General features: G+C 47.2%; 13 protein-coding genes and 1 tRNA gene. 10 read left to right on the forward strand and 4 right to left on the reverse strand.

From position 1 onward, the window contains the following. Positions 1-106 precede the first annotated feature (106 nt). From dcuA to lysS, 10 genes are all read left to right on the forward strand, one after another. Positions 107-1,408 (forward strand): anaerobic C4-dicarboxylate transporter DcuA, encoded by a 1,302-nt coding sequence (gene dcuA, locus C1192_RS19300; RefSeq protein ID WP_038355156.1) that lies wholly within the window; start codon positions 107-109, stop codon positions 1,406-1,408. Between the two features lie 115 nt (positions 1,409-1,523). Beyond that, on the forward strand, positions 1,524-1,862 hold the full coding sequence (gene cutA, locus C1192_RS19305; protein ID WP_001517610.1) for a divalent cation tolerance protein CutA: 339 nt from the start codon (positions 1,524-1,526) through the stop codon (positions 1,860-1,862). Continuing rightward, positions 1,838-3,535 carry a protein-disulfide reductase DsbD gene (gene dsbD, locus C1192_RS19310; RefSeq protein WP_038355157.1) on the forward strand — a complete coding sequence of 566 codons (1,698 nt, stop codon included), beginning with the start codon at positions 1,838-1,840 and terminating at the stop codon, positions 3,533-3,535. Before cutA ends, dsbD begins: the two co-directional genes overlap by 25 nt. Before the next feature lie 35 nt (positions 3,536-3,570). After that, complete coding sequence (locus C1192_RS19315) at positions 3,571-4,146, forward strand: transcriptional regulator (protein WP_001188522.1); 576 nt, start codon at positions 3,571-3,573, stop codon at positions 4,144-4,146. 106 nt (positions 4,147-4,252) lie between these two features. Next, a tRNA-Phe gene (locus C1192_RS19320) sits at positions 4,253-4,328 on the forward strand. Between the two features lie 602 nt (positions 4,329-4,930). After that, positions 4,931-6,469, forward strand: coding sequence for a lysine decarboxylation/transport transcriptional activator CadC (gene cadC / locus C1192_RS19325; protein ID WP_001187163.1), 1,539 nt, complete (start codon positions 4,931-4,933; stop codon positions 6,467-6,469). 363 nt (positions 6,470-6,832) lie between these two features. Next, positions 6,833-8,167: a cadaverine/lysine antiporter gene (gene cadB / locus C1192_RS19335; RefSeq protein ID WP_001517608.1), complete on the forward strand. Its 1,335-nt coding sequence runs from the start codon at positions 6,833-6,835 to the stop codon at positions 8,165-8,167. A 79-nt stretch (positions 8,168-8,246) separates the two neighbouring features. Next, positions 8,247-10,394 (forward strand): lysine decarboxylase CadA, encoded by a 2,148-nt coding sequence (cadA, locus tag C1192_RS19340; protein WP_001517607.1) that lies wholly within the window; start codon positions 8,247-8,249, stop codon positions 10,392-10,394. 58 nt (positions 10,395-10,452) lie between these two features. Beyond that, a complete protein-coding gene (gene dtpC / locus C1192_RS19345) occupies positions 10,453-11,910 on the forward strand; it encodes a dipeptide/tripeptide permease DtpC (RefSeq protein ID WP_038355158.1) in 1,458 nt (485 codons plus the stop codon). A 236-nt stretch (positions 11,911-12,146) separates the two neighbouring features. Further along, a complete protein-coding gene (gene lysS, locus C1192_RS19350) occupies positions 12,147-13,664 on the forward strand; it encodes a lysine--tRNA ligase (protein ID WP_038355159.1) in 1,518 nt (505 codons plus the stop codon). A gap of 118 nt (positions 13,665-13,782) precedes the next feature. Here lysS and ghoT read toward each other — a convergent pair whose 3' ends face one another. The 4 genes from ghoT to yjdI all read right to left on the reverse strand — a co-directional run bounded on the left by ghoT (position 13,783) and on the right by yjdI (position 15,021). Further along, complete coding sequence (gene ghoT, locus C1192_RS19355) at positions 13,783-13,956, reverse strand: type V toxin-antitoxin system toxin GhoT (protein WP_001173345.1); 174 nt, start codon at positions 13,954-13,956, stop codon at positions 13,783-13,785. Between the two features lie 26 nt (positions 13,957-13,982). Next, positions 13,983-14,279 (reverse strand): type V toxin-antitoxin system endoribonuclease antitoxin GhoS, encoded by a 297-nt coding sequence (gene ghoS / locus C1192_RS19360; RefSeq protein ID WP_001517605.1) that lies wholly within the window; start codon positions 14,277-14,279, stop codon positions 13,983-13,985. 227 nt (positions 14,280-14,506) lie between these two features. Beyond that, entirely contained in the window at positions 14,507-14,779 is a 273-nt protein-coding gene (locus C1192_RS19365) for a GNAT family N-acetyltransferase (protein ID WP_038355160.1), read from the reverse strand. Positions 14,780-14,790: 11 nt separating this feature from the next. Further along, the gene (gene yjdI, locus C1192_RS19370) at positions 14,791-15,021 is read right to left on the reverse strand and encodes a 4Fe-4S mono-cluster protein YjdI (RefSeq protein WP_000371696.1); all 231 of its coding nucleotides are present in this window, start codon (positions 15,019-15,021) and stop codon (positions 14,791-14,793) included. Between the last annotated feature and the right edge of the window lie 69 nt (positions 15,022-15,090).

Genomic DNA, 15,090 nt, shown 5'->3' on the forward strand with positions numbered 1-15,090 from the left:
AGTACAAATAAAAGAGGCACGTCAGATGGCGTGCCTTTTTTCTTGTGAGCAGTAACTTAAAAACAACAACCTGATATCAACTTGTTAAAAAACAAGGAAGACTAATATGCTAGTTGTAGAACTCATCATCGTTTTGCTGGCGATCTTTTTGGGCGCCAGATTAGGGGGAATTGGTATTGGTTTTGCAGGTGGATTGGGGGTGCTGGTTCTTGCCGCTATCGGCGTCAAGCCTGGTAACATTCCGTTCGATGTAATTTCCATTATCATGGCGGTTATCGCTGCTATTTCTGCCATGCAGGTTGCTGGCGGTCTGGACTATCTGGTTCACCAGACAGAAAAGCTGCTGCGCCGTAACCCGAAATACATCACGATCCTCGCACCGATCGTGACCTATTTCCTGACCATCTTTGCGGGCACTGGCAACATCTCTCTGGCAACGCTGCCAGTTATCGCTGAAGTAGCGAAGGAACAAGGCGTTAAACCTTGCCGTCCACTGTCTACTGCGGTAGTTTCCGCGCAGATTGCGATCACCGCATCGCCAATCTCTGCGGCAGTGGTTTACATGTCTTCCGTAATGGAAGGTCATGGCATCAGCTACCTCCATTTGCTCTCCGTGGTCATCCCGTCCACCTTGCTGGCGGTTCTGGTGATGTCCTTCCTGGTCACCATGCTGTTCAACTCCAGGCTGTCTGACGATCCGATTTATCGCAAGCGTCTGGAAGAAGGTTTGGTTGAACTGCGCGGTGAGAAGCAGGTTGAAATCAAACAAGGCGCGAAAGCGTCCGTCTGGCTGTTCCTGCTGGGCGTAGTCGGCGTGGTTATCTATGCGATCATCAACAGCCCGAGCATGGGTCTGGTTGAGAAACCGCTGATGAACACCACTAACGCCATCCTGATTATCATGCTGAGTGTTGCAACCCTGACCACTATTCTTTGCAAAGTGGATACCGACAACATCCTCAACTCCAGCACCTTCAAAGCAGGTATGAGCGCCTGTATTTGTATCCTGGGTGTTGCATGGCTGGGCGATACTTTCGTTTCCAACAACATCGACTGGATCAAAGATACCGCTGGTGAAGTGATTCAGGGTCATCCGTGGCTGCTGGCTGTCATCTTCTTCTTTGCTTCTGCTCTGCTGTATTCTCAGGCTGCAACCGCAAAAGCACTGATGCCGATGGCTCTGGCGCTGAACGTTTCTCCGCTGACCGCTGTTGCTTCTTTCGCAGCCGTGTCTGGCCTGTTCATTCTGCCGACCTACCCGACGCTGGTTGCTGCGGTACAGATGGATGACACGGGTACAACTCGTATCGGTAAATTCGTCTTCAACCATCCGTTCTTCATCCCGGGTACTCTGGGTGTTGCCCTGGCCGTTTGCTTCGGCTTCCTGCTGGGCAGTGTGATGCTGTAATAACAAATCGCGGGGCGTTCACGCCCCGCTTTCTTTCCCACCGACTAACATCCTTCCCTCGTCCGTTGTATAGTGACCTCTCTCTTGCGGTTCCATCTGTTCTAGCGAGGTGTTTATGCTTGATGAAAAAAGTTCGAATACCGCGTCTGTCGTGGTGCTGTGTACCGCGCCGGATGAAGCGACAGCCCAGGATCTGGCTGCCAAAGCGCTGGCAGAAAAACTGGCAGCCTGCGCAACCCTGATCCCCGGTGCAACCTCTCTCTATTACTGGGAGGGTAAGCTGGAACAGGAATATGAAGTACAGATGATCTTAAAAACCGATAAAGCTCACCAGCAGGCACTGCTGGAATGCCTGAAGGCTCATCATCCTTATCAAACACCTGAACTTCTGGTTTTACCTGTTACACATGGAGACACAGATTACCTCTCATGGCTCAACGCATCTTTACGCTGATCCTGCTATTTTGCAGCACTTCCGTTTTTGCCGGATTATTCGACGCGCCTGGACGTTCCCAATTTGTCCCCGCGGATCAAGCCTTTGCTTTTGATTTTCAGCAAAACCAGCATGACCTTAATCTGAGCTGGCAGATCAAAGACGGTTATTACCTCTACCGTAAACAGATCCGTATTACGCCTGAACAGGCGAAGATTGCCGACGTGCAACTGCCGTCAGGTGTCTGGCATGAAGATGAGTTTTACGGCAAAAGCGAGATTTACCGTGGGCGGCTGACGCTTCCCGTTACCATCAATCAGGCGGGTGCTGGTGCGACGTTGACGATTACTTACCAGGGATGCGCCGACGCCGGTTTCTGTTATCCGCCAGAAACTAAAATAGTGCCGTTAAGCAAAGTGCTCGCCAACAACGCGGCGCCACAACCTGCGCCAGTTCCGCAGCAAGAGCAACCCGCCGCGCAACTGCCCTTTTCTGCACTCTGGGCGCTGTTGATCGGTATCGGCATCGCCTTCACACCATGCATGCTGCCGATGTACCCGCTGATTTCCGGTATCGTACTGGGCGGTAAACAGCGGCTATCCACCGCCAGAGCATTGCTGCTGACCTTTATTTATGTTCAGGGGATGGCGCTGACTTACACGGCACTGGGTCTGGTGGTTGCCGCCGCGGGATTACAGTTCCAGGCGGCGCTACAGCATCCTTACGTGCTTATCGGCCTCGCGATCGTCTTTACCTTGCTGGCGATGTCGATGTTTGGCTTGTTTACCCTGCAACTTCCCTCTTCCCTACAAACACGCCTCACGCTGATGAGTAATCGCCAGCAAGGCGGCTCGCCTGGCGGTGTGTTTGTTATGGGCGCAATTGCCGGATTGATCTGTTCACCATGCACTACCGCGCCACTTAGCGCGATTCTGCTGTATATCGCCCAAAGCGGGAACATGTGGCTGGGCGGCGGTACACTTTATCTCTATGCGCTGGGCATGGGACTACCGCTGATACTCATTACTGTCTTCGGCAACCGTCTGCTGCCGAAAAGCGGTCCGTGGATGGAACAGGTCAAAACCGCGTTTGGTTTTGTAATCCTGGCGCTGCCGGTCTTCCTGCTGGAGCGGGTGATTGGCGATGCCTGGGGATTACGCTTGTGGTCGGCGCTTGGCGTCGCGTTCTTTGGCTGGGCGTTTGTCTCCAGCTTACAAGCCAAACGCGGCTGGATGCGCATGGTACAAATTATCCTGCTGGCAGCCGCGCTGGTAAGCGTGCGCCCACTCCAGGATTGGGCGTTTGGCGCGACGAGCACGGCACAATCTCAGGCCCATCTCAACTTTAAAAAAATCAAAACAGTAGATGAGTTAAATCAGGCGCTCGTTGCAGCCAAAGGCAAACCGGTAATGCTAGATCTCTATGCCGACTGGTGCGTCGCCTGTAAAGAGTTCGAAAAATACACCTTCAGTGACCCGCAGGTGCAAAAAGCGTTAGCAGACACGGTATTACTTCAGGCCAACGTCACTGCCAACGACGCACAAGATGTGGCGCTGTTAAAACATCTAAATGTCCTTGGCCTACCGACGATTCTGTTTTTTGACGGACAAGGTCAGGAGCATCCACAAGCACGAGTCACGGGCTTTATGGATGCAGAAACCTTCAGCGCACATTTGCGCGATCGCCAACCGTGAACGACACTTCAGTGGGAAAGACGGAGGAAAATAGCGTGCAACGTGAAGATGTACTGGGAGAAGCCCTGAAATTATTAGAGTTACAAGGGATTGCTAACACTACGCTGGAGATGGTTGCTGAACGAGTGGATTATCCGTTGGAAGCGCTCCAGCGTTTCTGGCCAGACAAAGAGGCCATCCTCTACGATGCGCTGCGCTATCTTAGCCAACAGATAGATGTCTGGCGTCGTCAACTGATGCTGGATGAAACGCAATCTGCTGAACAAAAGCTGCTGGCGCGTTATCAGGCATTATCAGAATGCGTTAAAAACAACCGCTATCCGGGCTGTCTGTTTATCGCTGCCTGCACGTTTTATCCCGATCCCGACCACCCTATCCATCAACTGGCCGATCAGCAAAAAAGCGCGGCGTATGATTTCACCCACGAACTGTTAACCACCCTGGAAGTTGACGACCCGGCAATGGTGGCAAAGCAGATGGAACTGGTGCTGGAAGGGTGTTTAAGTCGCATGCTGGTGAATCGCAGCCAGGCGGATGTCGACACCGCACACCGACTGGCGGAAGATATCCTGCGCTTCGCCCGCTGCCGTCAGGGCGGGGCACTGACCTGACAGAAATACAGAAAACAAGCGATTTGCCGCAAACTTAAGCAATTGAATCGTTTTTACTGAAATTAGGTTGACGAGATGTGCAGATTACGGTTTAATGCGCCCCGTTGCCCGGATAGCTCAGTCGGTAGAGCAGGGGATTGAAAATCCCCGTGTCCTTGGTTCGATTCCGAGTCCGGGCACCAAATTCATATAAACGGACCTCCACAGAGGTCCGTTTTTCGTTTCAGGATGCCACGATTTAAGCGTTCTGCCTCCAAATCAATTCTGCCGAACTCAACCCGATTCTCCCCCACATCACCAGCATTTTGCGGGTATATCCCGGTTCGAGAAAATTTGTCCCTAAGCTATAGCACTGACTGACGCGAAATGTCGCGCGGCCCCGTAATGCTGTTGAACGTCAAATGACGTCATCAGGAGCGTAATGCATCCATAAACAGAACGCCGACTGATGAGATTCTGAATGCGAACAAAGAAAAATGTATCAGTCCGTTTGCTCATGCAAAGACTAACAATCCATTAAAATAGTAAGCGCTTCGGGCCATTTTCCGGGAATTATTTTCTGAACATTTTTCTTTGGCAAAGATGATGAATTTTGATGGTAAGGCAAATTACTTCTGGTTCTCATTAAAGTTCTTTCGTAAGGCTATGTAATCAAGAAGTTTATGGCTGGTAAGAATAACGTATTCTATTCACCAATAATATGTAAAGACATTCATCAATAGATGGTAAAAATAGGTTATGGCAATTATCATTGGGCCAGTCCCTTTTCGAGTGAGTTTCTATTATGCAACAACCTGTAGTTCGCGTTGGCGAATGGCTTGTTACTCCGTCCATAAACCAAATAAGTCGCAACGGGCGTCAACTAACCCTGGAGCCACGATTAATCGATCTTCTGGTTTTCTTTGCTCAACATAGTGGTGAAGTACTTAGTAGAGATGAACTTATCGATAATGTGTGGAAGAGGAGTATCGTCACCAATCACGTTGTAACACAGAGTATCTCAGAACTGCGTAAGTCATTAAAAGATAATGATGAAGATAGTCCTGTCTATATCGCTACTGTACCGAAGCGCGGTTATAAATTAATGGTTCCGGTTATATGGTGCAGCGAAGAGGAAGGGGAGGAAATGATGTTATCTTCGTCTCCTCCTATACCAGAGGCGACTCCTGACACAGATCCCCCCATCCACAGTCCAGATATCCAATACCCCCCAAAGCCACCTGAACATCCCCCAGTTAGATGCAAACGATTAACTGCCTTTTGGGTATGGTTTTTTTTCCTGTTGTCGTTAGGTATCTGTGTCGTACTCGTGGCATTCTCCAGCCTGGAAACGCGTCTTCCTTTGAGTAAATCGCGTATTTTGCTCAATCCACGCGATATTGACATTAATATGGTGAATAACAGTTGTAACAATTGGACTTCTCCGTATCAGCGCTCTTACGCGATAGGTGTGGGCGATTTGGTGGCTACGTCACTTAATACCTTCTCCACCTTTATGGTGCATGACAAAATTAACTACAACATTGATGAACCGAGCAGCTCTGGTAAAACGTTATCTATTGCATTTGTTAATCAACGCCAATACCGCGCTCAGCAGTGCTTTATGTCGGTGAAATTGGTAGACAATGCAGATGGTTCAACCATGCTGGATAAACGTTATGTCATCACTAACGGTAACCAGTTGGCAATTCAAAATGATTTACTTGAGAGTTTATCAAAGGCATTGAATCAACCGTGGCCACAACGAATGCAGGAGATGTTCCAACAAATATTGCCTCATCGAGGTGCTTTATTAACTAATTTTTATCAAGCGCATGATTATTTAATGCATGGTGATGAAAAATCATTGAACCGTGCCAGTGAATTATTAGGTGAGATTATTGAATCATCTCCTGAATTTATCTATGCGAGAGCAGAAAAAGCATTAGTTGATATAGTACGTCATTCTCAGCACCCTTTAGATGAAAAACAATTAGCAGCACTGAATACAGAAATTGATAACATTGCTACAATGCCGGGCATGAATAATCTAGCCATTTTCTATCAAATAAAAGCTGTCAGTGCCCTGGAAAATGGAAAAATAGAGGAGTCGTATCAGGCGATAAATACTGGAATTGATCTTGAAATGTCCTGGCTAAACTATGTGTTGCTTGGCAAAGTTTACGAAATGAAGGGGATGAACCGTGAAGCTGCTGATGCATATCTCACAGCCTTTAATTTACGTCCTGGTACAAACACCCTTTACTGGATTGAAAATGGTATATTCCAGACTTCTGTTCCTTATGTTGTTCCTTATCTCGACAAATTTCTCGCTTCAGAATAAGTGACTCCCGCGTTGATTCATGCACGGGAATACTGGATGTTGAATTTTTGTGTGTTTTTATTGGTGTAATATGTTGCGGCATTTTATTTGTCGCATAATTTTTATTACATAATTTTAACCACAAATATGTACATAACCCATTGTAAACATTAAATGTTTATCTTTTCATGATATCAACTTGCGATTCTTATCTGTTAATGGAGAGCTCAAATTCTCACTTACATAAACTTTTGTATTATTTCACCTAATCTTTAGGATTAATCTTTTTTTTTGAGTAATCTTGTCGCCAGTTTGGTCTGGTCAGTAAATAGTTACGCATCATGACCCGGACTCCAAATTCAAAAATGAAATTAGGAGAAGAGCATGAGTTCTGCCAAGAAGATCGGGCTATTTGCCTGTACCGGTGTTGTTGCCGGTAATATGATGGGGAGCGGTATTGCATTATTACCTGCGAACCTTGCAAGTATCGGTGGTATTGCTATCTGGGGTTGGATTATCTCTATTATTGGTGCAATGTCGTTGGCTTATGTATATGCCCGACTGGCAACAAAAAACCCGCAACAAGGTGGCCCAATTGCTTATGCCGGAGAGATTTCTCCTGCATTTGGTTTTCAGACAGGTGTTCTTTATTACCATGCTAACTGGATTGGTAACCTGGCGATTGGTATTACCGCTGTATCTTATCTTTCCACCTTCTTCCCGGTATTAAATGATCCTGTCCCGGCGGGTATCGCCTGTATTGCTATCGTCTGGATATTTACCTTTGTAAATATGCTCGGCGGTACTTGGGTAAGCCGTTTAACCACTATTGGTCTGGTGCTGGTTCTTATTCCTGTAGTTATGACTGCTATTGTTGGCTGGCATTGGTTTGATGCTGCAACTTATGCAGCTAACTGGAACACTGCTAATACCACTGATGGCCATGCGATCATTAAAAGTATTCTGCTCTGCCTGTGGGCCTTTGTGGGTGTGGAATCCGCAGCGGTAAGTACGGGTATGGTTAAAAACCCGAAACGTACCGTTCCACTGGCAACCATGCTGGGTACTGGTTTAGCAGGTATTGTTTATATTGCTGCAACTCAAGTGCTTTCCGGTATGTATCCGTCTTCTGTAATGGCAGCTTCCGGTGCTCCGTTTGCAATCAGTGCTTCTACTATCCTGGGTAACTGGGCTGCGCCGCTGGTTTCTGCATTCACCGCCTTTGCATGCCTGACGTCTCTGGGTTCCTGGATGATGCTGGTAGGCCAGGCAGGTGTGCGTGCCGCTAACGACGGTAACTTCCCGAAAGTTTATGGCGAAGTCGACAGCAACGGTATTCCGAAAAAAGGTCTGCTGCTGGCTGCTGTGAAAATGACTGCCCTGATGATCCTGATCACCCTGATGAACTCTGCCGGTGGTAAAGCATCTGACCTGTTTGGTGAACTGACCGGTATCGCAGTACTGCTGACTATGCTGCCGTACTTCTACTCTTGCGTTGACCTGATTCGTTTTGAAGGCGTTAACATCCGCAACTTTGTCAGCCTGATCTGCTCTGTACTGGGTTGCGTGTTCTGCTTCATCGCTCTGATGGGTGCAAGCTCCTTCGAGCTGGCAGGAACCTTCATCGTCAGCCTGATTATCCTGATGTTCTACGCTCGCAAAATGCACGAGCGCCAGAGCCACTCAATGGATAACCACACTGCATCTAACGCACATTAATTAAAAGTATTTTCCGAGGCTCCTCCTTTCATTTTGTCCCATGTGTTGGGAGGGGCCTTCTTTACCTGGAGATATGACTATGAACGTTATTGCAATATTGAATCACATGGGGGTTTATTTTAAAGAAGAACCCATCCGTGAACTTCATCGCGCGCTTGAACGTCTGAACTTCCAGATTGTTTACCCGAACGACCGTGACGACTTATTAAAATTGATCGAAAACAATGCGCGTCTGTGCGGTGTTATTTTTGACTGGGATAAATATAATCTCGAGCTGTGCGAAGAAATTAGCAAAATGAACGAGAACCTGCCGTTGTACGCGTTCGCTAATACGTATTCCACTCTCGATGTAAGCCTGAACGATCTGCGTTTACAGATTAGCTTCTTTGAATATGCGCTGGGTGCTGCTGATGATATTGCTAACAAGATCAAGCAGACCACTGACGAATATATCAACACTATTCTGCCTCCGCTGACCAAAGCACTGTTTAAATATGTTCGTGAAGGTAAATATACTTTCTGTACTCCTGGTCACATGGGCGGTACTGCATTCCAGAAAAGCCCGGTAGGTAGCCTGTTCTATGATTTCTTTGGTCCGAACACCATGAAATCTGATATTTCCATTTCAGTATCTGAACTGGGTTCTCTGCTGGATCACAGCGGTCCACACAAAGAAGCAGAACAGTATATCGCCCGCGTATTTAACGCAGACCGCAGCTACATGGTGACTAACGGTACTTCCACTGCCAACAAAATTGTCGGTATGTACTCGGCTCCGGCAGGCAGCACCATTCTGATTGACCGTAACTGCCACAAATCGCTGACCCATCTGATGATGATGAGCGATGTTACACCAATCTATTTCCGCCCGACCCGTAACGCTTACGGTATTCTTGGTGGTATCCCACAGAGTGAATTCCAGCACGCTACCATTGCTAAGCGCGTTAAAGAAACACCAAACGCAACCTGGCCGGTACATGCCGTAATTACTAACTCTACCTATGATGGTCTGCTGTACAACACCGACTTCATCAAGAAAACACTGGATGTAAAATCCATCCACTTTGACTCCGCATGGGTGCCTTACACCAACTTCTCTCCAATTTACGAAGGTAAATGTGGTATGAGCGGTGGCCGTGTAGAAGGGAAAGTGATTTATGAAACCCAGTCCACTCATAAACTGCTGGCGGCATTCTCTCAGGCTTCCATGATCCACGTTAAAGGTGATGTAAACGAAGAAACCTTTAACGAAGCCTACATGATGCACACCACCACCTCTCCGCACTACGGTATCGTGGCCTCCACTGAAACCGCTGCGGCGATGATGAAAGGTAATGCCGGTAAGCGTCTGATCAACGGTTCCATTGAACGTGCGATCAAGTTCCGTAAAGAGATCAAACGCCTGAGAACGGAATCTGATGGCTGGTTCTTTGATGTATGGCAGCCGGATCATATCGATACCACTGAATGCTGGCCGCTGCGTTCTGACAGCACCTGGCACGGCTTCAAAAACATCGATAATGAACACATGTATCTTGACCCGATCAAAGTCACTCTGCTGACTCCGGGGATGGAAAAAGACGGCACCATGAGCGAGTTCGGTATTCCGGCCAGCATCGTGGCGAAATACCTCGACGAACATGGCATCGTTGTTGAGAAGACCGGTCCGTATAACCTGCTGTTCCTGTTCAGCATCGGTATCGATAAGACCAAAGCACTGAGCCTGCTGCGTGCTCTGACTGACTTCAAACGTGCGTTCGACCTGAACCTGCGTGTGAAAAACATGCTGCCGTCTCTGTATCGTGAAGATCCTGAATTCTATGAAAACATGCGTATTCAGGAACTGGCGCAGAATATCCACAAACTGATTGTTCACCACAATCTGCCGGATCTGATGTATCGCGCATTTGAAGTTCTGCCGACGATGGTAATGACTCCGTATGCTGCGTTCCAGAAAGAGCTGCACGGTATGACCGAAGAAGTTTACCTCGACGAAATGGTAGGTCGTATTAACGCCAATATGATCCTTCCGTATCCGCCGGGAGTTCCTCTGGTAATGCCGGGTGAAATGATCACCGAAGAAAGCCGTCCGGTTCTGGAGTTCCTGCAGATGCTGTGTGAAATCGGCGCTCACTATCCGGGCTTTGAAACCGACATTCACGGTGCATACCGTCAGGCTGATGGCCGCTATACCGTTAAGGTATTGAAAGAAGAAAACAAAAAATAATTAGCTCGTACAAGGGAAGTGGCTTGCCACTTCCCTTTTTTGCTCATAAGGAGAACACATGAAAACACCCTCACAGCCGCGCGCGATATACTATATCGTGGCGATCCAGATCTGGGAGTACTTCAGTTTTTACGGCATGCGTGCCTTACTCATTCTCTATCTCACCCATCAGCTTGGTTTTGATGATAACCATGCCATCAGCCTGTTCAGCGCATATGCATCTCTGGTTTATGTTACCCCTATTCTCGGCGGCTGGCTTGCCGACCGCCTGCTCGGCAACCGCACTGCAGTAATTGCCGGCGCGCTGTTAATGACCCTTGGCCATGTGGTACTGGGCATTGATACAAATTCAACCTTTAGCCTGTATCTGGCGCTGGCAATCATTATTTGTGGTTACGGTTTATTCAAATCAAACATTAGCTGTTTACTTGGCGAGCTCTATGACGCGGACGATCATCGACGTGATGGTGGTTTTTCGCTGCTATATGCCGCGGGCAATATCGGTTCTATCGCCGCCCCCATCGCCTGTGGCCTGGCTGCACAGTGGTATGGTTGGCATGTTGGCTTTGCCCTTGCGGGCGGCGGCATGTTTATCGGTTTGTTGATATTCCTGAGTGGTCATCGTCATTTCCAATCCACACGAGGTATGGACAAAAAAGCGCTCACTCGCGTGAAGTTTGCCTTGCCGGTATGGAGTTGGTTGGTGGTGATGCTCTGTTTAGCCCCGGTATTTTTTACCCTATTGCTGGAAAACGACTGGTCCGGATATTTGCTGGCGATCGTTTGCCTTATTGCTGCACAAATCATTGCCCGCATGATGATCAAATTCCCCGAACACCGCCGTGCTCTTTGGCAAATTGTATTGTTGATGTTTGTCGGGACGTTGTTCTGGATACTGGCACAACAGGGCGGCAGTACCATCAGCTTGTTTATCGATCGCTTTGTGAATCGTCAGGCATTCAATATTGAAGTACCTACTGCGCTATTCCAGTCGGTGAATGCAATTGCGGTGATGCTCGCTGGGGTTGTACTTGCCTGGCTGGCGTCGCCAGAAAGCCGCGGCAACTCAACATTGCGCGTCTGGCTGAAGTTTGCCTTTGGCTTACTGCTGATGGCTTGTGGCTTTATGTTGCTGGCATTTGATGCCCGACATGCAGCGGCTGGCGGTCAAGCGTCAATGGGCGTGATGATATCCGGGTTGGCGCTAATGGGCTTTGCCGAACTCTTTATTGATCCGGTGGCGATTGCGCAAATCACGCGCCTGAAAATGTCTGGCGTATTAACCGGTATTTATATGCTGGCAACAGGCGCGGTCGCCAACTGGCTGGCAGGCGTAGTGGCACAACAGACGACAGAGTCGCAAATTAGCGGTATGGCAATTGCAGCTTACCAGCGATTCTTTTCCCAGATGGGAGAGTGGACGTTGGCTTGTGTCGCGATCATCGTGGTATTGGCCTTTGCTACCCGATTTCTGTTTAGCACGCCGACCAATATGATACAGGAAAGCAACGATTAACTGCCGTTAAAACAATTGGTTATGAATCAATTGACTTTTAGTTAATCACACTAGCAAATCAAGATTAATAAGATATTTAAACCATTTTTATGATTATTTATTAGTGATATCAACTTGAGGTGAGCGTTGGTTTCGATAAGATAAACTGAGTTATTAATAGTCGAGGCAGATAATACAGTGTACCGATCTGTCTCTTTATCTACGCTAAATTGAAAGCTGGATTTAGAGGAACCAAAATGTCTGAACAAGAAACACGGGGAGCCAATGAGGCTATTGATTTTAATGATGAACTGAGAAATCGTCGCGAAAAACTGGCAGCACTGCGTCAGCAAGGTGTGGCGTTTCCCAATGATTTTCGCCGCGACCATACCTCTGACCAGTTGCACGAGGAATTTGATGCGAAGGATAACCAGGAACAGGAATCCTTAAACATTGAAGTCTCGGTTGCTGGCCGAATGATGACCCGTCGCATCATGGGGAAAGCCTCCTTTGTAACGTTGCAGGATGTAGGTGGCCGTATTCAACTGTACGTTGCGCGAGATAGCCTGCCAGAAGGTGTTTATAACGACCAGTTTAAAAAATGGGATTTGGGTGACATTATCGGCGCACGCGGTACGCTGTTTAAGACACAAACTGGCGAGCTTTCCATTCACTGTACTGAGTTACGCCTGCTGACTAAGGCACTGCGTCCCTTGCCAGATAAATTTCATGGCTTACAGGACCAGGAAGTCCGTTATCGTCAACGTTATCTGGACCTGATCGCTAACGATAAATCCCGTCAAACTTTTGTTGTTCGTTCAAAAATTCTGGCCGCTATCCGCCAGTTCATGGTCGCTCGTGGGTTTATGGAAGTAGAAACCCCGATGATGCAGGTAATTCCAGGTGGGGCATCTGCTCGCCCGTTTATTACCCATCACAATGCTCTTGATTTGGATATGTACCTGCGTATTGCGCCAGAGTTGTATCTGAAACGCCTGGTTGTAGGTGGTTTTGAACGAGTATTCGAAATCAACCGTAACTTCCGTAATGAAGGTATTTCTGTTCGTCATAATCCTGAGTTCACGATGATGGAGCTCTACATGGCGTATGCGGATTACCACGATTTGATTGAACTGACGGAGTCACTGTTCCGCACCCTGGCACAAGAGGTACTGGGTACAACTAAAGTCACTTATGGTGAGCATGTGTTTGATTTTGGCAAACCGTTTGAAAAACTCACCATGCGCGAAGCAATCAAAAAATATCGTCCAGAAACCGATATGGCAGACCTGGATAATTTTGATGCCGCTAAAGCATTAGCCGAATCTATCGGTATTACGGTAGAGAAAAGCTGGGGGCTGGGACGTATTGTCACCGAAATCTTTGATGAAGTGGCAGAAGCACATCTGATTCAGCCAACCTTTATTACTGAGTATCCGGCGGAAGTGTCGCCGCTGGCGCGCCGTAATGATGTTAACCCGGAAATCACCGACCGTTTTGAATTCTTCATCGGTGGTCGTGAAATCGGTAATGGTTTTAGCGAATTAAACGACGCAGAAGATCAGGCAGAACGTTTCCAGGAGCAGGTTAACGCTAAAGCTGCAGGTGACGACGAAGCCATGTTCTACGATGAAGATTACGTTACTGCGCTGGAATATGGTCTGCCGCCAACCGCTGGTTTAGGTATTGGTATCGACCGAATGATTATGCTGTTTACTAACAGTCATACTATCCGCGACGTTATTCTCTTCCCGGCTATGCGCCCACAGAAATAAGTTTTACTTTAATGAACGAAGCAGCCTGGTGACTGCTTCGTTCGTCGTTCCGCAAGTCCAGCTTTGAGGAGAGACGCTTCGTTTCAAGATAACCAGCGGGGCCACTCAACCACAGCTCCTAAAAGAGAGAAAAAAGTAATGCCACGGGTAGGCTCATTGGCCAGGTTATTCCTACCAGGAATGCACTAAGTAAACGAATATGTGTTTTCTCATGTGAGAGAAACCAGATAATGACAAAGGATATGTTCACACCAATCACATAAAAAATTAATATTTTAGAGAATAGTGCCATTTTGAATATCTTCTTATCCTTCCCATCTATTTGTAGAACTGACGGAAATAGTCATCGACTATCATAATGTTGAGGTCAAAATCAATATCTGGTAAGTCTAAGCATTTGAGCCTGATTAAATCTTCAATTTCACTTGCGGCTAATGATGTCGTTATTGCGAAAGCATTCTCATTCAATTGTCGTGGTATTCCATATTCATCAGCAACTATAGAGGAGAAATCCATATCATACATTAACGACCTTAACCTTAAGAAAACTGAGTAATAAGATGATGGATAATCAAAAGAAACGACGTAAGTTTTGAACCTGTTTATACCTTCCATAAAATGACTCCTATCAATATTATACGCCCTGGGGATGCAAAGTTTATTAACCCCGATTGATGATTCTCATATAGGAGATATTCTTTTTTTTTTGCTCAATAGAGGGGATGATTTGGGACAAAAAAACGCTCTCTCTGACCATTATTTGTGCATCCCCCTACCCTTCAGATACTCTCCTGAATGACGTTACGCAGAACATGAAAATATCATTACTCCACACTCTCCCATCAGTTACGAATATCATCATACTCACGCGTTTTATCAAATTCGTGTTTCGCAAACGGACACAGCGGGATAATTTTTCGTTTCTCCCGGCGCATTTTTTCCACGACCTTTGCCACCAGTTGTTTACCAATCCCCTGCCCTTTCAAACTTTCATCAATATCGGTATGTTCGATAATGGCTAAATTTTCTCCGGTTGGCACAAAGACAATTTCTGCTATTTGCTTTCCCTGCGCATCATTAATATAAAAATTATTATAGCCCTCACGTATTTCCATTTTTCCCTCGCTTATTTATGACGGTATTTCAGTGCGCCACTTGGGCACGTATCAATAACGTTCACTACGGTAGCGACGTCAACTTCATCCGGCATAATCCACGGCTTACGTTTGAGATTAAATAACTTGCCGTTGCCACGTACGCAGTTGCCGGAATGCTGACACATCGCGGTGTTGAACCAGACATCTATCTTTTCGCCGGTATAGCAGCGATAACCATCATCCAGTAGAGCTTGATCCATGACCTTCCCCCATCAAAAGTATGGTTTTCGCTATAAGCATAGCTCCCGAATCGCCAGACGACACTGGCA

Source organism: Escherichia marmotae (assembly GCF_002900365.1).
Lineage (GTDB): Bacteria > Pseudomonadota > Gammaproteobacteria > Enterobacterales > Enterobacteriaceae > Escherichia > Escherichia marmotae.